Origin of the sequence: Streptomyces sp. CB01249 (assembly GCF_001905735.1) — a bacterium.
Classification (GTDB): Bacteria; Actinomycetota; Actinomycetes; order Streptomycetales; family Streptomycetaceae; genus Streptomyces.
This window is the reverse complement of sequence record NZ_LISW01000001.1, coordinates 523,516-547,228: the sequence shown is the minus strand read 5'-3', so window position 1 is coordinate 547,228 and position 23,713 is coordinate 523,516. Positions and strand designations below refer to the sequence as shown.

Below are 23,713 nucleotides of genomic sequence, written 5' to 3'. Positions count from 1 at the left end.
TCAGACCGTCCTGATGCGCGGGTTGACCAGCAGGTAGAGCAGGTCGACGATGACGTTGACCACCAGGAAGGCGATGGCGATGGTCAGTACGGTGCCCTGGACCAGGGCGACGTCGCCGCCCGTGACACCTTCGAGGATGAGCTTGCCCATGCCGGGCAGGTCGAAGATCGCTTCGATGACGACGGCGCCGCTGAGCAGGTAGCCGACCTTGACGCCGAGCACGGTGAGCGGGGTGACGAGCGCGTTGCGCAGCACCGAGCGGACGACCAGGAGGACGGGCAGGCCGTTGCCGCGCGCGGTGCGGACGTAGTCGCGGTCGAGTTCGGCGACCATCGAGGTCCGTACGAGGCGGGCGAGCGAGGCGGCGACGGGTACGGCGAGCGAGACGGCGGGCAGGGCCATGGAGCGCAGCCAGCCGCCGAAGGAGTCGGCGGGGTTGGTGTAGCCGCCGGTCGGGAAGAGCGGGGAGTTCAGGGCGAACTGCTGGATGAGCAGGACGCCGAGCCAGAACGAGGGGATGGCGACCCCGGCCATGGACAGCACCCGGAAGAGCTGGTCGGGCCAGCGGTCGCGGTACATCGCGCCGAGCACTCCGGCGACGACGGCAAGGACGATCGCGAGGATCAGGCCGAGGACCGTCAGCTGGAGGGTGAGCGGGAAGGCGGCGGTGATGCGGTCCGCGACGGGCTGGCTGGGCGGGACCGTCATGCCGAGGTCCAGGTGGAGCAGCTGCCCCAGGAAGTGGAAGTAGCGCACGGGCAGCGGGTCGTTGAGGCCGTTGGCGTCGGCGAAGGCCGCACGGGCCTCGGGTGTGGCGCTCTCCCCGAGCGCGTTGAAGGCCGGGTCGACCGGCGAGAACTGCAGCACCACGAAGACGAGCAGCGCGATGCCGAGGATCATCACCGGCATCATCGCGACGCGGCGCAGCGCGAGCCGGAGAAAAGCAACCATCGTCGGGTTCCTTGCGGTTGGGCGGTCCGGTCCGGGACGCCGTGTCGGTCGAGGCGCCCCGGACCGGGTTCTGGAAGGGCTAGCCGCGGCTGACGTCCAGGAAGGACAGGCCCGTCGTGGGCAGCGGCTTGAAGCCGGGGAGCGCCTTGTCGTTCCAGGCGGTGGGCAGCTTGCGGTGCAGGATCGGGTAGAGCGCGGCCTCGTCGGCGACGAGGTCGGTGACCTGGCCCCACAGCTCCTTGCGCTTGGTCTCGTCGGCGGCCTGCGCGGCCTTGTCGAGGGTCTGCCGCACCTTCTTGTACGCGGCGGACCTGCCCCAGCCGTAGCGGCTCTCGGGCCAGAAGCCGTAGTAGAACCAGCGGAGCAGCAGGTCGGCGTCGTTGCCGAAGACGGAGGGGTCGCCGGGGGCGACGAGGACCTCGAAGTCGCCCTTGTCGATCTTGGCGTACTGGGCCGGGGACTGGGCGATGTTGAGCGTGACCTTCACCCCGGCGGCCTCCCAGCTCTCCTTGAGCAGCGGGGCGATGTCCTTGACCCAGCCGGTGTCGGTGGTCAGGACGGTGAAGGAGAGGCCCTTGACGCCCGCCTCGTCCAGGAGCTTCTTCGCCTTGTCCACGTCGTGCGTGTAGACGGTGGCGGCCTTGTGGTAGTCGGGGTGGGTGGCGGGGACGTAGCCGGTGGCGGCGGTGGCGTTGCCGACCATGGCGGTGGAGATGATCTTCTCGGTGTCCAGGGCGTAGTGCAGCGCCTGGCGCACCCGCTTGTCGGCGAACCGCTTGTCGGCCGTGTTGAACATGAGGAAGAGCAGGCCGAAGGACTGGACCGACTCGGTCGTGGCGGAGCCGGAGAGGCGCTTGACGTCGATGTAGGGGACGTCCTCGATGGCCTGGACGCGGCCGGACTCCATGGCGCTGACGCGGGCGGACTGGTCGGACATCAGGCGCCAGACCATCTTCTTGGCCTTGGCGGGGTGGGCGCCGTTGTACTTGTCGTACGCCTCGAAGACGATCTTGTCCTCGCGGGTGGCGGAGACGAACTTGTACGGTCCCGAGCCGACCGGCTTGGCGTCGAACGCCTTGGGGTCGGGCTCCACGATCTTCTTCGGCACGATCCGGGCGACGGCGATGCGGGACGGGAAGAGCGCGAAGGGGTACTTGAGCTTGAACTCGACCGTGCCCGCGTCGACGGCCTTGACGGTGTCGATGAAGGGCACGAACTGGGCCATCAGGGAGGCGTTCTTGGGGTCCAGGATGCGTTCGAAGCTGAAGACCACGTCGTCGGCGGTGACGGGCGAGCCGTCGTGGAAGGTCGCGCCCTTGCGGAGCGTGGCGCGGTAGGTGGTGGCGTTGATCTTCTGCGGCATCGCGGTGGCGAGCGCGGGGCGGGCCACGAGCGTTGCCGGATCGAGATCCACCAGGCCCTCGAAGATGTGCATATTGGCGGCGTACGGGGTCGCGCCCGAGGTGATCATGGGGTCGAAGCCGGTCGACAGCGGGTAGGACAGGCCGGCCTCGATGAGGTCGCCGCTCCCGCCCTTGCCGGCCGCGCCGTTGGCGGTCGAGGACGGCCCGCCGCACGCGGACAGGCCGGCGGTGATGGCGGCCGCGGCGCCGACGAAGCCGGTGTAACGCAGGAAGGTGCGGCGCTCGACACCGGCTGATCTCAGCTCGGGCACGGGTCCTCCAGGGACTTGAGGTGGGGCGTCTGGGACGGGAAACGGGGGGCGGCGCGGACTCGCGGGGCGCCCGCGGAACCTTGAGCGTCAGACGTCAGATGTCTGATGCCTTGATAGCGTGGGAACGTAGCTTGACAATCGAGAGGGGTCAAGAGGTGGGGAGTTCACCTATGTCCGGAACGAAACCCGGCCGGCAGCTGCTCCGGCAGGAAGTCGTGGACGGCATCAAGCGGTACATCCTCGAGGAACGGCTCCGCCCCGGGGACCCGCTGCCCACCGAGCCCGCCCTGTGCGAGGCGCTCGGCGCCAGCCGTTCCAGCGTCCGCGAGGCGGTCAAGATCCTCAACGCGCTGGACATCGTGGAGGTCCGGCACGGCCACGGCACCTACGTCGGCCGGCTGAGCCTGTCCGCGCTCGTGGAGAGCCTGACCTTCCGGGGCCTGCTCTCCCCCGACGACGACTTCCAGGTCATGGCCGACCTGGTGGACGTGCGCGAGCTGTTCGAGCGCGGGATGGCCGACCGGATCGTCTCGCGGCTCGGCTCGGACGAACTGGACGCGCTGGACGCCCTCGTGGCCACGATGCGCGAGACCGGGGCCCAGGAGGGGCACGGCTTCGTGGACGCCGACCGCGCCTTCCACGCCCAGCTGGTGGCCCCGCTGGGCAACGAGCTGATCGGCCAGCTCTCGATGGCCTTCTGGGACGTGTACACGATCGTCGCGCCGCACCTGGACGGGTTCACGCAGGCCGACGAGACGGAGACGATCACCGCCCACCAGAACATCGTGGACGCCGCGCGGGCCGGTGACATCGCCGGGTTCCTGAAGGCGCTCGGCGAGCACTACGCGCCGGTGCGCCGCCGGATCGCGGAGGCCCGCGCCCGGCGCTGAGCCGCCGCGCGGCGCCGGGCGCCGTCGCCGAGGCGGGCACGGGCGACCCCGGAACGACCCTTGACGGCCGCCTCGGGCGGTGCCTAGGGTCCGTGTGCCGACAGGACATCTGACGTCATGCATCTGATGTCGAGGTCCACGATCCCCCGGTACTCCCCCGCCGCGCCCCAGGAGGGCACCTCCATGCCGTTGACGGACCTCTCGCTCGACGCCTGCCGCGACTACCGGCCGCCGCTGCCCGTCCCCGCGAACTTCGACGCCTTCTGGTCCCGGACCCTGGACGAGGCCCGCACCCAGGCGTCCGGTGAGCCCGTCTTCGCCGAGGTGCGGACCGGGCTCACCCAGGTCCGCACGTACGACGTGACGGTCCCGGGCTTCGCCGGACAGCCGGTACGCGGCTGGCTGCGGATGCCCGCCGGGGCGGCCCAACCCCTGGGCTGCGTGGTGGAGTTCCTGGGCTACGGGCGCGGCCGGGGTCTGGCCCACGAGAACCTGCTGTGGGCCTCGGCCGGTTACGCCCACCTGCTGATGGACACCCGGGGGCAGGGCTGGTCGGCGGCCGGCGGCGCCACCGCCGATCCGGACGGGGGCGCTTCGGGCGTGGTGCCCGGCTTCCTGACCCGGGGGATCGAGAGCCCCGGGACGTACTACTACCGGCGGCTGTTCACCGACGCGGTGCGCTGCGTGGACGCGGTGCGCGCGCACCCGGGGATCGACCCGGACCGGATCGTGGTGACCGGGGTCAGCCAGGGCGGCGGCATCGCCCTGGCGGTCGCCGGGCTGGTGCCGGGGCTCGCCGGGGTCATGCCGGACGTCCCGTTCCTGTGCAACGTCCGCCGGGGCGCCGAGATCGCGGGGCGTCCCCCGTACACCGAGATCGCCGAGTACCTGAAGCTGCACCGCGACCGCACCGAGCAGGTCTTCAGCACGCTCGCCCACTTCGATGCCGCACTGTTCGCCACCCGGGCGACGGCTCCCGCGCTGTTCTCCATCGCGATGATGGACGACATCTGCCCGCCCTCCACCTGCTTCACCGCCTACAACGGCTATGCCGGGCCCAAGGACGTACGGGTCTATCCGTTCAACGGGCACGAGGGCGGCGCGGAGTACCAGCAGCGGGAGCAACTGGCCTGGGTGGCCTCCCTGTTCACCGGCCTGTCATCGGGGCAGGCCGGTCGCTCCTGACGAGAGAGAGATCGTCCATGCAGCGAACCGTCCCTGTCGCCCTGCTCGGCGCCGCCCTGCTGGTCGTCACCACGACCGGCACCGCGCAGGCCGCGTCACCCGCCCCCGGCACGCTCACGTCCCAGGACCTGACCGTCGACGGCGTCGGCTCCCCCCACTACCGCATCCCCGCGCTCACCACCACGGACCAGGGCACCCTGCTCGCCGCCTACGACGCCCGGCCGACCCTGGGCGACCTGCCGTCCAACATCGGGATCGTGCTGCGGCGGAGCACCGACGGCGGTACGACCTGGCAGGCGCAGCAGGTGGTCCGCAAGGACGCCGCGCCGAAGGGGTACGGGGACCCGAGCCTGCTCGTCGACCGGGTCACCGGCCGGATCTTCCTGTTCTACGCGGCCGGGGTGAACCAGGGCTTCCTCGGCTCGGCCACCGGCAACGACGAGACCGACCCGGACGTCCTCCAGGCCGACTACAGCTACTCCGACGACGACGGGCTCACCTGGACCCACCGCCGGATCACCAAGCAGATCAAGAACCCGGCCTGGGGCGGGATGTTCGCCGCGTCCGGCGAGGGCATCCAGCTGCGCAACGGCGCCCACAAGGGCCGGCTGATCCAGCAGTACGCCATCCGGAACGGTGGCGCCAACTACGCGGTCAGCGCGTACAGCGACGACCACGGCGAGACCTGGCACACGGGCACCCCGGTCGGTCCCGGCGGCGACGAGAACAAGACCGTCGAGCTGAACGACGGCAGGGTCATGCTCAACAACCGCTCGGCGCCGTACCGTACGGTCGCGTACTCCTCGGACGGCGGGGTCACGTACACGCCGTTCGTCCAGGACACCCAGCTGCCCGACCCGGCGAACAACGGGTCGATCATGCGGTACGCCCCCGACGCGGCGGCCTCGGACCCGCAGTCCTCCTGGCTGCTGTTCAGCAACACCGAGGCGACCTCGCGCAAGAACCTCACGGTCAAGATGTCCTGCGACAACGGGAAGACCTGGCCGATCAGGAAGGTCGTGGACCCCGGCGCCGCCGCCTACTCGACGCTGACCCGGCTCCCGGACGGCCGGCTCGGGCTGCTGTACGAGCGGGGGAACTACGAGCACATCACGTACTCCTCGTTCGACCTGAAGTGGCTCGGCGGCACCTGCGCCGACCTCACGATCACCCCGCCGGCCACGCTGAAGGCGGGGACGACCGCGGAGATCACCGTACGGGTCGTCAACCGGATGGACGTCCGGCGCGACGCGGGCACGGTCGAACTGGCCGTCCCGGCCGGATGGACGACGAAGCCGGTGGCGTTCCCGGCGACGCGTCCCGGGGAAGGCGCCAACGTCAAGGTGCCGGTCACGATCCCGGCCGGTGCCTCCGGTGACGCGAAGCTGACCGCGACGTACCGGGCGAGCGGGAAGTCCGCGTCCGGGAGCAGGACGGTGACCGTCACGCCGTGACGCGTGCGGGCGCGGCCCCCGGGTCCTTCGCGGGCCGGGGGCCGCGTCCGTGCGTCAGCCCGCGTTCAGCCGGTCCCGGATGCCGTCGAAGTGGGTGCGCATGGCCCGGACCGCGCGTTCGCCGTCGGCCGCCGCCACCGCCGCCACGATCTCGCGGTGCTGGCGGCAGGTGACCGACGGATCCTGGTGGCCGTCGTCGAAGTCCTCGCGCACCCGGTCCATCGCGGCCCAGAACGCGTCCAGCACCTCGCTGAGCAGGTGGTTGTCGAGCGAGGCGTAGAGCGCGAGGTGGAAGGCCCGGTCCGTGGCGCGGGCGACCCGGCCGCCCTCCGCCGCCTCGGTCTCCATCGTCGCGACGAGCCCGCGCAGGACGTCGAGGTCGTCCTCCGGGACGCCCGCCGCGACGGCCCCGACGAGCCCGGCCTCCAGCGCCTCGCGCACCTTCATCAGCTCGGCCAGGCCCGGTTCGCCCTGGCGGTGGCGGACGGCGGCCCGGAAGGCCAGGCCCTCGGCGAACGGTGACAGGGAGAGCGAGCCCACGAAGGTCCCGTAACCCCGGCGGATCTCCACGACCTTGACCGCCTGGAGCGACTTCAGGGCCTCGCGCACGGAGACCCGGCCCGCCTCGAAGAGGTCCATCAGCTCGGTCTCGGTGGGCAGGGCGTCGCCGGGGGCGAGGCGGCGCTCCAGGATGAGCTCCTTGACCCTGCGCTCGATGTCCTGGGCCATGGTGGGCCGCGCCACAACGTCCTCCCGGGGTGCTGGTGCCCCTTGACCGTTCGCAGGAGCGTCTGATTAAGGTACCGCAGACATAAGACATCTTACGTCTCACGTCTGGAGTCCTTCTCATGTCCCTGTCCGCACCGCTGCGCGGCGTCGTCCCGCCGGTCTGCACCCCCCTCGACCCCCACGGGGAGATCGACACCGCATCGCTCGCCCGGCTCGTGGACCACCTCGTCGGCGGCGGTGTGCACGGGCTGTTCGCGCTCGGGTCCACCAGCGAGGTCGCCTACCTCACCGACGAGCAGCGCGCCACGGTCCTGGAGACCGTCGTCAACGCCACCGACGGCCGGGTCCCGGTCCTCGCCGGGGTCATCGACACCACCACGGCCCGGGTCGCCGAGCACGCCAGGACCGCCGCCGCCCTCGGCGCGGACGCCCTGGTCGCGACCGCGCCCTTCTACACCCGCACCCACCCCCGGGAGATCGCCGCCCACTTCCGCCGGCTGCGCGCCGAGGTGGACCTGCCGCTGTTCGCGTACGACATCCCGGTCGCCGTGCACAGCAAGCTCTCCGCCGCCCTGGTCCGCGAGCTGGCCGAGGACGGCACGCTGGCCGGGCTCAAGGACAGCAGCGGCGACGAGGGCGGGCTGCGCCGGCTCGTCGTGGAGCTCGGCGGCCGCGAGGGCCGGGCGCACGGCCCGGTGCCGGACTTCAGCATCCTCACCGGGTCCGAACTGACCGTGGACGCGGCCCTGCTGGCCGGTGCCGACGGGGTCGTCCCGGGCATCGGCAATGTGGACCCGGCCGGTTACGTACGGCTCTACGAGGCCGCGCGCGCCGGGGACTGGACGCTGGCCGCCAAAGAGCAGGAGCGGCTGGTCGAGCTGTTCGCGATGGTCGACGCGGGCCCGGAGGCGGACATGGGCCGCAGCTCCTCGGCGCTCGGCTCGTTCAAGGCGGCGCTGAGGCTGCTCGGGGTCATCGCGTGCGGCGACACGGTGTTCCCGCAGGTCCAGCTGTCGGCGGAGTCCGTCGCGTACGTCTCCGGGCGGCTGCGCGACGCGGGCCTGCCGCCGGTCCGATGACGGGCCCGAAGACGGACCCGGTGGCGGCTGCGGTGACGGCTGCGGCTTCGGCGCGGCGGCCGGTCGTGGGCCTGGATCTGGGCGGTACGAAGATCGCCGCCGCGCTGTTCGGCGCGGACGGCGCCGTGGTGGCCCGGCACTCCCGGCCCACCCCGGCCCGGGACGGCGCGGCGGCGGTGCTCGACGCGCTCGCGGCGGCCGTCGCCGAGGTGGACCCCGGCCGCACCGCGTCCGTGCTCGGCGTCGCGGCGGCCGGGGTCATCGATCCCCGTACCGGCACGGTCACCAGCGCCACCGACGCGATCCGGGGCTGGGCCGGGACCCCGCTGGGCGCCGGCCTGGCGGACCGCACCGGCTCCGCGGTGGCCTGCGACAACGACGTGCGCGCCACGGCGGGCCCCGAGCTGGACGCGCTGCGCGCCGAGCACGGCGGCCACGCCTCGCTGCTGTTCGCGGCGATCGGGACCGGAGTCGGCGGCGCGGTCGCGGCCGACGGGCGGATGGTGCACGGCGCGTCCGGCATCGCCGGGCACCTGGGCCACCTGCCGAGCCCGGAGGCGGCCGGGCTGCCCTGCACCTGCGGGGCCACCGGCCATCTGGAGGTCATCGCCTCCGGGCCCGGGATCGCCGCCCACTACGCGCGGCTGACCGGCGCGCCCGTGGACCGCCTGGAGACGGTCGCCGCGCGCGCCGCCGAGGGCGACGCGGACGCCGTCACCGCGATCACCACGGGCGCCCGGGCCGCCGGGCGGGTGCTCGGCGGGCTCGCCAACGCGCTCGGGCCCGACCGGGTCGTCGTCGGCGGCGGGGTCCCGCGCATCGGACCGCTGTACGGGGACGCGCTGCGCGAGGCGTTCGCGGCCGAGCTGATGGGGCCGCTGCGCGGACTCGTCCCGCGCGCCCCGCTCTTCGGCCACGACGCGGCCGTGCTCGGCGCGGCGGCCCTCACCCACACCCTTCCCCTCCACCGACCGGGAGTCCTTCGATGAACGCACGCGAACTGGTCACCGCCCTCCGGGGCAAGCTGATCGTGTCCTGCCAGGCGCCCCCGGGCGACCCGATGCGGGAGACCGCCACGCTGGTGCGGCTCGCGCAGTCGGCGGTCGCGGGCGGCGGCGCGGCGATCCGGGCCAACGAGCCGGAGGTCGTCGCCGCGATCACGGCCGCCGTGGACCTGCCGGTCATCGGGCTCTGGAAGGACGGCGACACCGGGGTGTACATCACGCCGAGCGTCCGGCACGCCCTCGCGGTGGCCGGGGCCGGGGCGGCCGTCGTCGCGGCGGACGCCACCGACCGGCCGCGCCCCGACGGCTCGACGTTCGCGGAGCTGGTCGAGGCGGTGCACGCGGCCGGCGCGCTCGTCATGGCCGACGTCTCCACTCTCGCCGAGGGCGTCGCGGCCGCCCGGCTCGGCGCGGACTTCGTCTCCACGACCCTGTCCGGCTATGTGCCCGGGCAGCCGAAGCGGACCGGGCCAGACCTGGACCTGGTCGCCGCACTCGCCGCCGCGACCGACGTACCCGTCGTCGCCGAAGGCCGTATCAACACCCCCGAGGACGCGGCCGAGGCCCTGGCGCGCGGCGCGCACAGCGTCGTCGTCGGCACCGCCATCACCGCGCCCACGGCGCTCACCGCCCGCTTCGTGACGGGTATCACCCGGCGCTGACCTGCCCCTTTTCGCGGGACGGCTGTTCAAAGGCGAACACCGTCCCGCACTCTGGAGTCACCGTGCACACCACCACACCCCCCACGCTCCCCTGGTACCGCCAGGTGAGCCGCACCCAGTGGAAGTCGTTCTTCGCCGCCTGGATCGGCTATGTCCTCGACGGCTTCGACTTCGTGCTGATCACCCTCGTGCTGACCGAGATCAGCGACGACTTCGGGCTGAGCACGGTGCAGGCCGCCAGCCTGATCTCCGGCGCCTTCATCACCCGCTGGCTGGGCGGCGCCGTGCTCGGCGCCCTCGGCGACCGCTACGGCCGCAAGCTGTCGATGGTGGCGAGCATCCTGCTGTACTCGCTGGGGACCTTCGCCTGCGGGTTCGCCTGGAACTACCACAGCCTGTTCGCCGCCCGGCTGGCCATCGGCATGGGCATGGCCGGGGAGTACAGCGCCAGCTCCACGTACGTCATGGAGAGCTGGCCGCCCGCGCTGCGCAACCGGGCCAGCGGCTTCCTGATCTCCGGCTTCTCGGTGGGCTCGGTGCTGGCCGCCCAGGTGTACGACTGGGTGGTGCCCTCGCTCGGCTGGCGCTGGATGTTCTACCTCGGGCTGATCCCGATCGCCATCGCGCTGTGGATGCGGCGGGCGCTGCCCGAGGCGGAGGAGTGGACGGAGTCCGTCGCGGACGAGGGCGCGAAGCCCAATCCGTTCCGGCCGCTGTTCCTGACCCCGCGCCGGGCGGCCGTCAACACGATGCTGGTGGCCGTCGCCACGCTCTCGCTGTTCCTGGTCTTCACACCGGGCGGCGCGGGCCTGGTGCCGCTGCTCTCCGTGGTCGCCGGGGTCTCCCTCGCCGCGCTCGCGGTGCAGCTGGGCGGGAAGCGCGGCTGGGTGCTGTACCTGTCGATGATCGTGACGCTGTTCTTCGCGTTCCTCTACTCCTGGCCGATCCAGGCGCTGCTGCCGACGTACCTGAAGACGGAGCTGGGCTACTCCACGGGCCAGGTCACCGATGTCCTGTACTTCGCGGGCTTCGGCACCATGGTGGGCTGCTGGACGGCCGGTTTCCTCGGGGACTGGATCGGTACGAAGAAGGCGTACGCGCTGACGCTGCTGGCCTCGCTCGCCTTCGTGTACCCGGTCTTCGCGGTGGAGGACAACCTCCTGCTCCTCGGCGCCCTGCTCTTCCTGCTCCAGGCGACCAGCTTCGGCATCTCCGGGCTCCTCCCCCGCTACATCGGCGGGCACTTCCCGACCCGGAGCCGGGGCGCGGCGCTCGGCTTCACCTACAACGTGGGCGCGCTGGGCGGGGCGGTCGCGCCGGTGCTCGGCGCGCATCTGGCGTCCGGGATGAGCCTGGGCCGGGCGCTGGCCGTGCTGACCTTCGCGGGCACGGTGATCGTGGTGCTGCTCGTCGGCTTCGACGTCCCGGCCCGGCTGAACCGGCTGACGGACCCGGACGCGGCGGCGGACCACCTGGCGGCGGGGCCGGTGGCGGACGAGCGGGTGTCCGTGGAGAACTAGGACGATGGTCGGCCGGGGACGGGGCCCTGGGCCTGGTCCCCGGCCGGGTCGAGATCGTCCGCGCGCCCGATGCCGTCCGGCCGGGGCGGGGGCGAGGGTGGGGGCACGCCAACCGAAGGAGTGCACCATGTCGTACCCGGAGCACCTGGAGTACCCGGAGCCCCGCTACCTCGGCGCCACGGGCGAGGTGAACGCCGTCTTCCGGCCGTCGGACACCCCGCCGGACATCTCCTCGGCGGGCGGCGGCGCCACCCACTACCTGGCCACCAACGACTCCACCGGCGGCGAGTTCGGGCTGTACAAGGTCGATCTGGCGGCCCGGTCCGCCGGGGCGAAGACCCACTTCCACAAGGCGATGTCGGAGTCGTTCTACGTGCTCTCCGGCGAGATCGAGCTCTACAACGGCGAGAAGTGGGTGACCGGCCGGACGGGCGACTTCCTGTACGTGCCCGTCGGCGGGCTGCACGCCTTCAAGAACGTGACCGACGAGCCGATGTCGATGCTCATGCTGTTCTCGCCGGGCGCCCCGCGCGAGGAGTACTTCGAGCAGGTCGCGGAGATGTCGCAGCGCGGCCCCGAGGAGCTGAAGCGGTTCCGCGTCCGCCATGACAGCTACTTCACGGAGGACTTCGGGCCGGAGGCCCGGTAGCCGTCGTGTCAGGGCGCCACACGCTCGAAGACCGCCGCGAGGCCCTGGCCGCCGCCGATGCACATGGTCTCCAGGCCGTAGCGGGCCTCGCGGCGGTACAGCTCGCGGGTGAGCGTGGCGAGGATGCGGGCGCCGGTCGCACCGACCGGGTGGCCCAGCGAGACGCCGGAACCGTTCACGTTGATCCGCTCCTCGTGGTCCTTCTCGCCGAGGCCCATCTCGCGGGTGCAGGCCAGGACCTGGGCGGCGAACGCCTCGTTCAGCTCGATCAGGTCCAGGTCGGCGAGCGTGAGTCCGGCGCGGCCGAGGGCGGCCTCCGTGGCGGGGACGGGGCCGAGGCCCATGGTCGCGGCGGGCACCCCGGCCCGGGCGAAGGAGACCAGCCGGACCAGCGGGGTCAGGCCGAGGCGTTCGGCGGTGGCGGCGCTCGTCACCAGGCAGGCGGCCGCCGCGTCGTTCTGGCCGCTGGCGTTGCCCGCGGTGACGGTGGCCTCCGGGTCGGACTTCAGCATGACCGGGCGGAGGGCGGCGAGCTGTTCGGCGGTAGTGTCGGGGCGGGGGTGCTCGTCGGCGGAGACCACCGTCCCGCCCTTCCGGGTCTTCACGGTGACGGGGACCGTCTCCTTCTCGTACCGGCCCTCGGCGGCGGCCAGCCCGGCCCGCCGCTGCGAGCGCAGGGCCAGCGCGTCCTGGTCCTCGCGGCTGATCCCGTACGCCCGGCGCAGGTTCTCCGCGGTCTCGATCATGCCGCCGGGCACCGGGTGGTGGACGCCGCCCGCGGTGACCCGGCCCCGGGCGAGCGCGTCGTGGAGCTGGAGGCCGGGGCCCTTGATGCCCCAGCGCCCGTCGTGCGTGTAGTACGGGGCGCCGCTCATCACGTCGACGCCGCCCGCGATCACGACCTCGCTGAACCCGGCCCGGATCTGCATCGCCGCGTCCAGGACCGCCTGGAGCCCGGAGCCGCAGCGGCGGTCGGTCTGGAGGCCGGTCACCGACTGCGGCAGCCCGGCGTCCAGGGCGGCGACCCGGCCGATCGCGGGGGCCTCCGCCGACGGGTAGGAGTGGCCGAGGATCACCTCGTCCACCCGGTCGGGGTCGATGCCGGTGCGGGCGACGACCTCGGCGATCACCCGGGCCGCGAGGGCGGCCGGCTTCTCCCCGGCGAACACCCCGCCGAAGCGGCCGATGGGGGTGCGCAGGGGTTCGCAGATCACGACATCGAGGGCGTCGGGCACGGCGGGGCCTTTCCGGGAGACGGGTGCGGGGTCCGGCACGACCCTCGCACCCGGCGGCGTGACCGGTCCAATACCCAGTTTCCCCGGAACCGAGACGCCCGGCGTCTCAATCGGCCGCCCCGGACGCCTCAGGCGCGGGCCTGCGTCGCGAGCATCAGGCGCAGGGCGCGGGTCACGGCGTTGTCCGTGCCGAAGTCCACCCCGGCGGGCACCTCGACCAGGTCGCCGTGGGCGAGGACAAGGACCCCGCAGGAGCCGGGGCGGGCCGTGCCGGTCCCGTCGAGCCATTCCGCGTAACCGCCGGACGTGGTGTCCAGGTCCGCCCGGCTGCGGCGGCTGACCTGCGCCATCAGGTCGCCGATGCCGGTCAGCCCCTCGATGGAGGCGAACGGGATCGTCACGACCGGCTCCTCGACCAGGCGGACGCGGGGCTCCTCGTCGCGGCCGGCGCCCTCGGGGGCCTCGGGCAGCAGGTCCCGGCCGAAGCGGGCGAAGTACAGCAGGGTGTGCGCGGAGTCGATGCCGCCGACGAAGGGCCGGTCGAAGCTGGTCCTGCGGTTGCCCGCGAAGTACTCGCGCGGGATGCGGGGGTCGTCGGCGACCGGCCAGTGCACCTCGCCGGACTCACGGTCGCGCCAGGGCAGATAGCGCCGGATGTCGTCCGACGCGGAGGTCGGCAGGACGTCGATGCCGAAGCGGTCGGGGTCCTTGGCGACCATGGAGCCGGGGGTCAGCGCGAACACACCGATGCCGGAGGTCGTCCACAGCTTCTCGTGCTGGTGGAGGAACTCGTACGTCGCCAGCGCCTCCTCGCGGGTCTCGGTGGGGAAGCCGGTGAAGCCCATCATCTGGGCGGCGATGCCGTTGCGCGCCAGCTCCCCGAGGACGTCCGGGACCACATCGATCTTGACGCCCTTGTCGATGAGGTCGAGGACCCGCTGGGTGCCGGACTCGTAGCCGAAGGAGACCGCCACACAGCCGGAGGCGGCGAGGACTTCGCCCGCGGAGCGCTTGGGGAAGGTCCGCTCAAGGCGCAGTTCGGCGGACCACCGCAGGTCCAGGGAGGATTCGGCGAGGGCGGCGGCGAGGGTGCGCAGATAGCGCGGGGACATGGCGTCCACCGCGAAGTAGAGGGTCCTGCCGTAGCGGCTGACCTGCCGCAGGTCCTCCAGGACGGCGGCGACGGGGCGTTCGCGGGAGGGCGAGGTCGGCCGGTCGGTGTTGAGGCCGTAGTCGCAGAAGGTGCACTTGTTCCAGTAGCACCCCCGGGTCGGGCTGTACAGGATCACCGGTTCGGGTGCCCAGTAGCGGTCCCAGTCCCAGACGTCGTACGCCGGGGAGTCGAGGGTCGCCACACTGCTGTACGCGATGACGGGGTCGGGCCTGCGCCGGGTCATCACGCCGCCGATGCCCTCGAAGGCGTCACCGCCCCGGACCGCTCCGTTGCCGACGGCGTCGAGGATGCCGATGAGGGCGGTCTCGCCCTCGCCCGGAACGATGAGGTCGGCGTCCTGGAAGACCTGCCACGCCGACGCCGGGTCGGTGGCGTACTTGACCACGTCGCCGACCTCGGTGCCGCCGAAGACGATCACCGCCTCGGGCAGCTCGGCCCGGATCAGGCGGGCCATCCGCAGGGCGACGGGCAGCTGGCTGGTGTAGTTGACCGAGAGCCCGACCACCGCCCAGGGGCGTTCGCGCAGCTTCGGGACGAACGCGTCGGCGAAGTAGCCCTCGAAGGGGCGGGCCACGGCCGCCGGGACCTCCGGGTCGGACAGGTCCGCCGTGGAGCACAGATTGACCGCGGACTTCACCCGCATCGAGAAGCCGTCCGCCGCGCCGGGCGGCATCTCCAGCGCGATCAGCTCCCACCACCGGCTCGTCACCGCGACCGCCTGGGCGTAGGTCGGCGGGTGGTAGAAGAGCTCGGGGTCCTGGAACACCCGGATCGCGTCGCGCGCCGAGGTGGCGGTCAGGCCCTCGGCGGCCAGGGCCTGCCGGTAGCGGATCTCGTCGTGGCGGCGGGGGGCGCCGGACCTGGCCTCGATCTCGGCGCGCAGGGCGCGGGCCGCCGCGAGCGTGGCGCCGAAGCGTGCCGGGTCGGCGAGATGGGTGAAGGCGTCGAGATTGGCGTCCACGCAGGCGTACTCGGTGTGGCCGGCCGCCCGGGCGGCGCCCACGAGGTACGGGATGGAGTGGTAGGCGGTCGTCGGGTCGGTCACCGGCGGGTTGATCAGCAGGTACGCGGTGTTACCGGTGCCCCGGCCCGGCCGCGCGCCGTGGTCCGGTCCGCCCTCGAACCGCGGCATGCCCAACGGGACGAACACGCTCATCGCTGTGACTCCTGACTGTTGTCCTGCCCCGGATGCGGGGAGCGGGCGGCCGGGGTCCCGGCGGGTACGGGGACCGGCGGGGCGTACTCGGTGTCGGCGCGGTGCTCGCGGAACACCCGCTGGGTGAGCGCGCCGAGGACGGTGAGGGCGATGGCCCCGCCCGCCACCGGGAAGAAGGGGGCCGCGCCCAGGTGGCGGACCCCGAAGCCGGCCACCGCGACGGAGACCGGGAAGGTGCCCATGACGGCCAGCATGACCAGGCTCATGACCCGGCCGATGAGCGCGGAGGGCGCCCAGACCTGGAGCATCGTCACCACGACGATGTTCTGCCAGCCGCTGGCCAGGGCGTAGACGCACACGCACACCGCGGCACCGGCCAGCCCCCCGGCGTACGGGACGGCGCTCAGGGCGAGGCCCATGACGACCGCGAGCGCGGCGAACAGATAGGCGGGCGACCGCACCGGACGGCTGCGGGCGGCGACCAGGGAGCCGGCCAGTCCGCCCAGGCTGAGGCAGGTCAGCAGGATTCCGTAGCCGGTGGCGCCCATGCCCTGGTGGGCGAGTTCGGGCAGCGCGACCTCGATCGTGCCGTTGAAGGCCAGATTGCAGACGAGGGCCACCACGAGCACGACGTGCAGCAGCCGTCCGTGGCGCAGCAGTTCCGGGAAGGACACCTTGCGGGCCGGGGGCTCGTCGGCGGCGTCGGGCCCGTCGTGTTCCGGGGCGTCCGCGCCGGTGCGGATCCGGGCGAGGACCAGCGCGGACACGAGGAAGGAGGCGGCGTCGACGATGAGCGCCGGGCCCGCGTCGAAGGCGGCGACCAAGGCGCCGCCCGCGGTGGGGCCGAGGAGTCCGCCGACCTGGTTGACCATGGTCGACAGGGCGTTGCCCCGGCCCAGGTCCTCCTTGCGCAGCAGGGCGGGCAGCAGGGTGTACGAGGCGGGGATGAACATGCCGGAGCAGGCGCCCAGGACGACGGCGATGGGGGCGAGCTGGCCCAGGGTCGGCGTCCCGGCCGAGGCGAGCACCGCGAGGATGCCGACGGCCGCGGCGCGCACCAGGTCGGTCATCAGCATGACCCGGCGGCCGCCGATCCGGTCGGCCACCACCCCGCCCAGCGGAATGGTGACGACGCGGGGGATCCCGTAGCAGGCCAGGACCGTGCCGAGCAGGACCGGGCCGCCGTCGCCGGAGAGGATCAGCCAGGGCAGCGCGACGGCGTAGCAGTAGTCGCCGACCGTGGAGGAGAGCTGTCCGGCGAGCAGCAGCCGGAAGCCGTGCACGGACAGGGGTCCGCCCGTCAGTGCCGTCCGGAACCTCTGTCCGGCTGCTGCCACGTCTCCTCCATCTGCTGGGTGGGGTGGTCAGCCGCCGAGCGAGCCGACCGGCATGTCCAGGAACTCGCCGATCACCGCCGTCACGGTGGCGGGCGGCGGCAGCCCGAGGTTCTTGCGTACGTCGCCCGCGGCGATCTGCCAGCCGGCGGCGGGCACCGGGTCCACGACGGCATGGCCGTCCGCGCGCAACCGGTCCACGTTGCGGCGGACGGCGGGGCGTTCCCACATCAGGCTGTTCATGCTCGGGAAGAAGACCACCGGGCGTTCATGGGCGAGCAGTGCGGAGCTGAGGAGTCCGGAGGCGAGGCCGTGGGCGGCCTGGCCGAGCATGTTGGCGGTGGCGGGCAGGACGACGAACCGGTCCGCCCAGACGGCGGGGGCGACATGACCGGTCGTCAGCTCGTCCTCGCCGTCGCAGTACACGTCCCGGCACAGCAGCCGCATGGTCGCGGCCGGGATGAGCGCGGCGGCGGAGCGGGTCATGGCCATCCGGATCTCGACGCCGGGTCCGAGGCCGGTGCGCAGGGCCATGAGGTACTGCGGGACGGCGAGTACGTTGCCGGAGCCGCAGACCCCGATGAGCAGCCGGCGCGGGGTGTCCGGGCCGGTCTCCGCCGTCATCACCGGGCTCCGGCGGGCTCACCGGCGACCTCGTGCAGGCCGCACTGGGCGGCGATGAGGTCCAGCCTGTCCTGGACGTTGTACTTGTAGCCGGGGCAGGGCGGATGGCCCTCCTGCCACGCCTTGGGGCAGGAGCCTCCGCAGGTCGGCATGAAGACGCAGCTCTTGCACCAGGTGGTGCCCGCGGCGATCTCGTCGTTCCAGCCGTCGAAGGGGCCCAGCGGCCGGAGCGGTTCGGTGCCCGCCCGGTCGATGTGCACGAGCGGGAGGGTGCGCTCGGCCTCCGGGACGAGGGGGTACTCGCTGCACGAGAAGATGTTGCCGGTGCTGCTGATGATCTCGGACGAGCGGGTCGTGGCGGGGCAGAGGACCTTGCGCGCGGTGGTCGGCAGCAGTTGCGTGTGCAGCCCGTGACCAGTGAGCAGCCTGAGCCACCCCGTCTCGCGTTCGGCGAACTCGTACTTGGAGACCTCGATCTCCGACACGTCGTTTCCCCAGGAGTGCACGGGAGCGATCGAGAAGGAAACGCGGGGGTGCCCGAAACCCAGCTCCGCCATCAGCTCGACATAGCGCGGAACGGAGTCCTGGTTGTGCACATCGACATTCGTCCGGAACGAGAAATGGGTGGGCCCCAGGTCCGGTTCGTCGAGTACGGAACGCACGGCGCGCACGATGTTCCAGAAAGATCCGCGTCCGCTTTTCAGCGGCCGGTGTTCATTGTGGATATCCGGCGGCCCGTCGATCGTGATCTCGAAATGCGTGACCCCGCAGGAACGGATGAGGGTGTTGATTTTTGCGGGATTCAGGAGGGAACCGTTGGTGACGATCACCGAGGAGTAGGCGACCCCGCGCTCGGCGGCGGCGGCCACGAACCGGGGGGCGAGGTCGCGGATGACCGCGTACCCCATCATCGGCTCGGCCCCGAACCAGTCGATGCGGGCGCTGCGGGTCTCCGGGGCGGTCACGGCGCGCAGCACGCGGTCGTGCACCCGGCTGCGGTGGTTGCGGGACAGGCCGCCCTTGGTGTGCTCCTGGCCGCAGTAGGCGCAGCCCATGTTGCAGTAGGAGGTCGGCAGCAGGGCGATGTGGACCGCCGAACGGTCCGCCGAGGCGCGCCGGTTGCGGTCGAGCACGACGGCCAGCTCGTCCTCGCCGGCCGGTACGAGCAGCCGGGCCGCGCGCAGGGCGCCGGTCCAGGCCGGGCTGATCGCGGCGGCGTCGCCGGCCTCCAGGGCGCGTGCGGTGGGGAGGTCGACCGCCACGGTGCTCGCGGTGCGGGTGCCGTAGGCGAGCCGTACCGGGACGCCGGCGGTGTCGGCGTACGCGCGGTCGCTCAGCACCAGGTATCTGCTGACTTGGTCCATCATCACGCTCCCACTGGGTGTCCGGACGCACGGCGGTCGGGCGCGTCGTCTCCGGCGGGTCCGGCGGCCGGTGCCGCCGGACCCGCCCAGGCTGGGATCAGCAGAGAACGTTGACCTGGTTGTCGTTGACCTGGCCCTCGACCGCGGCCGACACGGCGTTCAGCCGGGCCTGGATCGAGCCGAGGACCGCGACCTCGTCCGGGCTGAGGCCGTTGAAGATCTCGCGCTCGGAGTCCGACAGCAGGTCGACCGGGGTGCCGGCGCTGCGCAGTGCGTCGAGGGGTGCTTGCGACATGGGTCACTCCTTCAGGGAGACGGTCACGGGCTGGTGCAACGGCAAGGCTGCTCCGGCGTCCCCCGGCTTCACATCCCTCGATCGACTATGAATCGGCGGGCGGGTGATCCCGCTCAAGGCGTTCTTGTCCGGAACATGACCCGCAGCTACTCTGACCCCCGGGAGTGAGGAAATCCCTCCGCCGGCCCATGCTTTGCTCACCGAAATGAGGGGTAAAGGGTTTGACCAGGCGTGAAATTCTTATCGCTTCGCTCGTGGCCGCCGGCTCCTCGAACCGGGATATCGCCGAAGCTCTCTGCATCAGCCCGCACACGGTGGCGGCCCACTTATGCAACATGCTTCGAAGAACGGGCGCGTCGAACCGCACGGAAATGATTGCGCGGCTGTACGCCCAGGGCGTTCTGGTCCAGGGGATCTGGCCGCCGCTGCCCGCCGACGAGCGGAAGCGGCAGGAGGCCCCCGAGGCCGTCGGCGCCCTCGCGGCGGCGGTCGCGGAGTGCTCGATCGGACCGGCCGGCGTCTCGCTCGACTGGCCGCACTACGGGAACGAGGTACCGGTAGCCATGACCTTCGACGCCCTGCACGCACTGCGTGAGGCCGGACATCCGGTGGACCTGCTGGCGGTCGAGCAGCGCTCGGTCCTCTCGGCGCTCAGCGAGCAGGAGGTCCAGGTCCTCAACTCCGTCAAGGAGCGACTGGAAGCGGTCTCCGCCGAGGTGGAGGGACAGGACATCAAGCTCCTGTGAACGCCGCCGCGCGGTGCGGCGGTTGCCGGGCGGCGGTGCCGGACGGGGCCCGGTTCTGCCCCGAGTGCGGCACGCCGGTGGTCGCGGGGGCGCCGTCGTCGGACAGCCGCAGAATCGTCACGGCACTCTTCATCGACCTCGTCGGCTCGACCGTGCTGGCCGAGACCCTGGACCCGGAAGCGCTGCGGCGCACGATGGACCGGTACTACCGCGCCTGCACCGCGGCGGTCACCGAACACGGCGGTGTGGTCGAGAAGTTCATCGGCGACGCCGTGATGGCCGTCTTCGGCGCCTTCGTCACCCATGAGGACGACGCGCTGCACGCGGTCCGGGCCGCCTGCGCCGTACGCGAGTCCGTGGCGGCGATCGCGACCGGGCCCGGGGTGCGGCTGGACATCCACTGCGGGATCGCCTCGGGCGAGGCCGTGGTGGCGGGGGCACTCGGCGGCGCGGCCCGGGTCGTCGGGGACGTCGTGCACACCGCCGCCCGCCTCCAGTCGCACGCCGGGCCGCACGAGATCCTGATCGGCGCGGAAACCGCCGGACTGGTCGGCGGCCGGGTCCGCATGGAGGCCGTCGCCCCGCTGCGGGTGAAGGGCAAACGCGAACCGGTCGCCGCCTGGCGGGCGCTCTCGGTCGCCGAGTCCACGGGCCAGGAGGACCTGGTGCCCCTCGTCGGCCGGGACGCCGATCTGGCCGCACTGCTGCGCGAGTTCCAGGCGGTCCGCCGCGAGCGCCGCAGCCGTCCCGTCACGGTCACCGGTCCCCCGGGCATCGGGAAGTCCCGCCTGGTACGGGAGTTCCTGGCGCGGCACGACGCGGACGGGGCCGTCGTCCTGCGGGCCGGCTGCCAGGCGTACGGGGCCGGGCTCGCCCACCGCCCGCTGGCCGACGCGGTCTGGTCGCTGCCCGGCGGCTGGGAGCAGGCCCGCGGCGCGCTGGAGACGCTGCGCCCGAGCGCGGACCGCGCGGTCACCGCGCTCGCCGTCGCCCTGGGCATCCGCACCGGCAACGGGCTCCCGGTGAGCGTCGAGGAGATCGGCTGGGCGTTCCGGCGGCTGCTGGAGGCCCTGGGCCGGGACACCGCCGTGATCCTGGTCCTGGAGGACTTCCAGTGGGCGCAGCCGACGCTCGCCGGCATGGTCGCCGAGCTGTGCGAGGGGATACGGGACGCGGAGGTGCTGGTCGTCCGGGTGGCCCGGAGCGAGGCGGCGGCGCCGTCCGGCGGGGACCTGGTGCTGCACCTCGACCCGCTGCCCCGCGCCCACACCGAACGGCTGGTGGGGCTGCTCGCGGACCGGGCGGAGGTCGCCGCGCAGGAGGCGGTCGCCACCGAGGACGAGCTGTCCCGGGTCGTCCGGGAGTGCGACGGCAATCCGCTCTTCGCCGAACTGCTGCTGGAGAACCTGTCGGGTCCCCGCGCGGTGGACCAGGGCGTCCCCACCTCGGTCCGGGTCCTGCTGACCGCCTGGCTGGACCGGCTGCCGGCCACCGACCGGGCCGTCCTGGAACGGGCGGCCGGGGTGGGCGGGTCCTTCACCGCCGGGGACGTGCGCGCGCTCGCCGAGGACGAACCGGCCCTGGCCGGAGGGGCCTTGGACGAGGCGCTGAACCGGCTCCTGCGCTCCCGGGTGATCCATCTGTACGGGCCGCCCGGCGCCTACCGGTTCACCCGCGCGCTGGCCCGGGACACCCTGTACGAGATGACCTCGAAGGCCCGGCGCGCGGCCTGGCACACCGTGCTCGCCGACCGGCTCGACGGGCGGGCGCCGGGCCCGGCCGCGGACGGCGACCTCGCCCACCATCTGGAGTCCGCGTGCCGGCTGCTGTCCGAGGCGGACCCGGGTGATCCCGGGCTGCCCGCGCTGACCGGCCGCGCGGCCCGCGCCCTGGTGGCCACCGGCTACCGGGCGCTGCACCGGCGCGACCTGCCCGCCGCCGTCTCGCTGATGGAGCGCGGCCGCGGCCTCACCCCGGACGGCGATCCGCAGCACCGGGTGCTGGCCGCCCGCATCACCGACGCCCATGCCGCGCTGGGCCGTTGGGACAGCGCCCGCCGGGCCGTGGACGGGGCGGAGCGCGGGAACGCGGACGACGTGCCGACCCGGGACACCTGCGCCATCCTGCGGCAGCTGATCGCCCTGCGCTCGGGCGGACCGGCGCCCGCCGGGGTTCCGTACGGACCGGGTGCCGGGCAGGACGCGCCGGGGGCCGCGGACGACCTGAGCTGGTGCAGGCTGCACCAGCTGTCCTCGCTGCGGAGCTTCGCCGAGGGCCGGATCGGCGCGGCGGAGGCCGCCATGCGGGACGCGCTCGCCCGGGCGCACGGGCTCGGCGACACCTATGAGGGGAACCGCATCCTGGCGTCGATCTGCGAGCTGACGCAGTGGTCGCCGACCCCGCTCTCCCAGGCCATCGCGCTCTGCGAGGACCTGGTCGGACGGTTCGACGGCGACCGGAGTCTGCTGGTGCCGGTCCTGCTGACCCGGGCGCGCCACCTCGCCCTGTCGGACCGGGTGGACGCGGCCCGTGCGGACCTCGCGCTGGTCCGCGTCCACTGCGACGACCTGGGGCTGGCCCTCGGCACCCTGGCGGCCGACCAGACGGCGGGGCTCGTGGAGTCCCTGGCCGGTGCGCATCCGGCGGCGGCCGGCCACTACGCGGCGGCGGCGGACGGGCTCGCCGCGCTGGGGCAGGAACGGACCGCGGCCACCCTGCGGCTGTACGCGGCGCGCGAGCGGTTCCGCGCCGGGACGGACGCCCTCCTCGACGCGCCCGAACTCGTTGATCCGGCCCCGGACTCGCCGACCGAGACGCGTACCCGGGCCGTGCAACTGGCGCTGCGGGCGCGGGTGCGGGCCCGGGCCGGGGCGTACGGGGAGGCGGCCGGGGACGCCGGGCGCGCCGTCGCCGCCCTGGACGGCACCGACGACCCGTGCCTCATCGGTGAGGTGTGGTCCGAGGCGGCCCGGGTGCTGGACGCGGTGGGCGAACCGGAGCGGGCCCGGCACGCGGCCGGGCGCGCCCTGGCCGCGCTGACTGCGAAGGAGGCCGTGCTCCCCGCCCGTACCCTGCGGGCGTGGCTGGCCGGGCTGGAGGAGAGGCGATGAGCGATCCGCCCTGGAGACGGCCCGCGAGGGCCTACACACCGGGCGTCCCGGCCTGGGGCGCGACCCGGGAGCAGGCGGCGGAGGGGTTCGCCTCCGTGCCCATGGACTCGGTCTCGCCCGAGTGGGCCTGGGGCGGCTCCGACGGTTCCGGGGTCCGGGTGTGCGTGGTGGACAGCGGGGTCGAGGGCGGCCATCCGATGGTCGGCCCGGTCGACCTCGCGATGACGGCCGTCCAGGACGAGGCCGGCGAGGTGGCGATGGTGCCGTGCGAGCCCACCGACCGGGCCGGGCACGGCACCGCCTGCGCGGGGGTGATCCGGTCCGTCGCGCCGGGGGTCTCGGTCTCGTCCGTCCAGGTGCTGACCGACGGCAAGACGGGCAGCGGCCCGGCCCTGATCGCCGGGCTCTCCTGGGCCGTCGAGCAGAACTTCGACGTCATCAACCTGAGTCTGGCGACGACCCGGCCCGCCCTGACCGCGCAGCTCCACGAGCTCGCCGACCGGGCCTACTTCCGCCGCTGCGCGCTCGTCGTCTCCGCGCACAACCGGCCGGTGGCCAGCTATCCCTGGTCGTTCTCCTCGGTGATCTCCGTCGCCAGCCACGACGAGGACGACCCGATGACGTACTACTACAACCCCGCCCCGCCCGTGGAGTTCCACGCGCGCGGGGTGCGCGTGCCCGTGGCGTGGCCCGGTGGCGGCACCATCCGCTCCACCGGCAACAGCTTCGCCGCGCCGCACATCTCGGGCCTGTGCGCGCTGATCCTCGGCAAGCACCCCTGGCTCACGCCGTTCCAGCTGAAGACGGTGCTGTTCCTCTGCGCCGGGAACACCACCGGTCGACTTGGAGGTGCGCATGACGAAACCCGTTGACGCCG

General features: G+C 73.1%; 20 protein-coding genes and 1 pseudogene. 12 read left to right on the top strand and 9 right to left on the bottom strand.

Annotated features, from left to right (window positions below; all coding sequences use genetic code 11):
• Both AMK18_RS02265 and AMK18_RS02260 read right to left on the bottom strand, forming a co-directional pair.
• Positions 1-951 (bottom strand): ABC transporter permease, encoded by a 951-nt coding sequence (locus AMK18_RS02265; protein ID WP_073861437.1) that lies wholly within the window; start codon positions 949-951, stop codon positions 1-3.
• A gap of 79 nt (positions 952-1,030) precedes the next feature.
• Positions 1,031-2,626, bottom strand: a complete 1,596-nt coding sequence (locus tag AMK18_RS02260; RefSeq protein ID WP_073861436.1) for an ABC transporter substrate-binding protein — start codon at positions 2,624-2,626, stop codon at positions 1,031-1,033.
• A gap of 170 nt (positions 2,627-2,796) precedes the next feature.
• Here AMK18_RS02260 and AMK18_RS02255 point away from each other — a divergent pair, with 170 nt between their 5' ends.
• The 3 genes from AMK18_RS02255 to AMK18_RS02245 all read left to right on the top strand — a co-directional run bounded on the left by AMK18_RS02255 (position 2,797) and on the right by AMK18_RS02245 (position 6,155).
• Complete coding sequence (locus tag AMK18_RS02255; RefSeq protein WP_073861435.1) at positions 2,797-3,516, top strand: FadR/GntR family transcriptional regulator; 720 nt, start codon at positions 2,797-2,799, stop codon at positions 3,514-3,516.
• Between the two features lie 183 nt (positions 3,517-3,699).
• The gene (locus tag AMK18_RS02250; protein ID WP_073862282.1) at positions 3,700-4,701 is read left to right on the top strand and encodes an acetylxylan esterase; all 1,002 of its coding nucleotides are present in this window, start codon (positions 3,700-3,702) and stop codon (positions 4,699-4,701) included.
• A gap of 17 nt (positions 4,702-4,718) precedes the next feature.
• Positions 4,719-6,155 carry an exo-alpha-sialidase gene (locus tag AMK18_RS02245; RefSeq protein ID WP_073861434.1) on the top strand — a complete coding sequence of 479 codons (1,437 nt, stop codon included), beginning with the start codon at positions 4,719-4,721 and terminating at the stop codon, positions 6,153-6,155.
• 54 nt (positions 6,156-6,209) lie between these two features.
• Here AMK18_RS02245 and AMK18_RS02240 read toward each other — a convergent pair whose 3' ends face one another.
• Positions 6,210-6,899, bottom strand: coding sequence for a FadR/GntR family transcriptional regulator (locus tag AMK18_RS02240; protein ID WP_073861433.1), 690 nt, complete (start codon positions 6,897-6,899; stop codon positions 6,210-6,212).
• Positions 6,900-7,003: 104 nt separating this feature from the next.
• Between AMK18_RS02240 and AMK18_RS02235 the strand changes: the two genes are divergently transcribed.
• From AMK18_RS02235 to AMK18_RS02215, 5 genes are all read left to right on the top strand, one after another.
• Complete coding sequence (locus AMK18_RS02235; RefSeq protein WP_073861432.1) at positions 7,004-7,963, top strand: dihydrodipicolinate synthase family protein; 960 nt, start codon at positions 7,004-7,006, stop codon at positions 7,961-7,963.
• Positions 7,960-8,952 (top strand): ROK family protein, encoded by a 993-nt coding sequence (locus AMK18_RS02230; RefSeq protein ID WP_241836430.1) that lies wholly within the window; start codon positions 7,960-7,962, stop codon positions 8,950-8,952. The genes AMK18_RS02235 and AMK18_RS02230 overlap by 4 nt, the downstream gene beginning before the upstream one ends.
• Entirely contained in the window at positions 8,949-9,629 is a 681-nt protein-coding gene (locus AMK18_RS02225) for an N-acetylmannosamine-6-phosphate 2-epimerase (RefSeq protein ID WP_073861431.1), read from the top strand. Before AMK18_RS02230 ends, AMK18_RS02225 begins: the two co-directional genes overlap by 4 nt.
• A gap of 62 nt (positions 9,630-9,691) precedes the next feature.
• A complete protein-coding gene (locus AMK18_RS02220) occupies positions 9,692-11,149 on the top strand; it encodes a sialate:H+ symport family MFS transporter (RefSeq protein WP_073861430.1) in 1,458 nt (485 codons plus the stop codon).
• Between the two features lie 127 nt (positions 11,150-11,276).
• Complete coding sequence (locus AMK18_RS02215) at positions 11,277-11,798, top strand: cupin domain-containing protein (protein WP_073861429.1); 522 nt, start codon at positions 11,277-11,279, stop codon at positions 11,796-11,798.
• An 8-nt stretch (positions 11,799-11,806) separates the two neighbouring features.
• Here the strand turns inward: AMK18_RS02215 and AMK18_RS02210 are convergent, their stop codons facing one another.
• From AMK18_RS02210 to AMK18_RS02185, 6 genes are all read right to left on the bottom strand, one after another.
• The gene (locus tag AMK18_RS02210) at positions 11,807-13,033 is read right to left on the bottom strand and encodes an acetyl-CoA C-acetyltransferase (protein ID WP_073861428.1); all 1,227 of its coding nucleotides are present in this window, start codon (positions 13,031-13,033) and stop codon (positions 11,807-11,809) included.
• Positions 13,034-13,161: 128 nt separating this feature from the next.
• Entirely contained in the window at positions 13,162-15,363 is a 2,202-nt protein-coding gene (locus AMK18_RS02205; protein ID WP_073861427.1) for a B12-binding domain-containing radical SAM protein, read from the bottom strand.
• Positions 15,360-16,700, bottom strand: coding sequence for an MFS transporter (locus AMK18_RS02200; RefSeq protein ID WP_241836429.1), 1,341 nt, complete (start codon positions 16,698-16,700; stop codon positions 15,360-15,362). The genes AMK18_RS02205 and AMK18_RS02200 overlap by 4 nt, the downstream gene beginning before the upstream one ends.
• A 27-nt stretch (positions 16,701-16,727) precedes the next feature.
• On the bottom strand, positions 16,728-17,321 hold the full coding sequence (locus AMK18_RS02195; protein ID WP_073861426.1) for a flavoprotein: 594 nt from the start codon (positions 17,319-17,321) through the stop codon (positions 16,728-16,730).
• The gene (locus AMK18_RS02190) at positions 17,321-18,688 is read right to left on the bottom strand and encodes a radical SAM protein (RefSeq protein ID WP_241836428.1); all 1,368 of its coding nucleotides are present in this window, start codon (positions 18,686-18,688) and stop codon (positions 17,321-17,323) included. The genes AMK18_RS02195 and AMK18_RS02190 overlap by 1 nt, the downstream gene beginning before the upstream one ends.
• Before the next feature lie 94 nt (positions 18,689-18,782).
• Entirely contained in the window at positions 18,783-18,980 is a 198-nt protein-coding gene (locus tag AMK18_RS02185; protein ID WP_018100617.1) for an aroma-sacti cluster domain-containing protein, read from the bottom strand.
• Positions 18,981-19,201: 221 nt separating this feature from the next.
• Here AMK18_RS02185 and AMK18_RS35645 point away from each other — a divergent pair.
• From AMK18_RS35645 to AMK18_RS02170, 4 genes and pseudogenes are all read left to right on the top strand, one after another.
• Positions 19,202-19,345 (top strand): annotated as a pseudogene (locus tag AMK18_RS35645) (helix-turn-helix domain-containing protein); the annotation flags it as partial.
• 6 nt (positions 19,346-19,351) lie between these two features.
• The gene (locus AMK18_RS02180) at positions 19,352-19,726 is read left to right on the top strand and encodes an aroma-sacti cluster domain-containing protein (protein ID WP_018100618.1); all 375 of its coding nucleotides are present in this window, start codon (positions 19,352-19,354) and stop codon (positions 19,724-19,726) included.
• A complete protein-coding gene (locus tag AMK18_RS02175; protein WP_073861424.1) occupies positions 19,723-22,836 on the top strand; it encodes an adenylate/guanylate cyclase domain-containing protein in 3,114 nt (1,037 codons plus the stop codon). The genes AMK18_RS02180 and AMK18_RS02175 overlap by 4 nt, the downstream gene beginning before the upstream one ends.
• The gene (locus tag AMK18_RS02170; RefSeq protein WP_018100620.1) at positions 22,833-23,708 is read left to right on the top strand and encodes a S8 family serine peptidase; all 876 of its coding nucleotides are present in this window, start codon (positions 22,833-22,835) and stop codon (positions 23,706-23,708) included. Before AMK18_RS02175 ends, AMK18_RS02170 begins: the two co-directional genes overlap by 4 nt.
• Positions 23,709-23,713 lie beyond the last annotated feature (5 nt).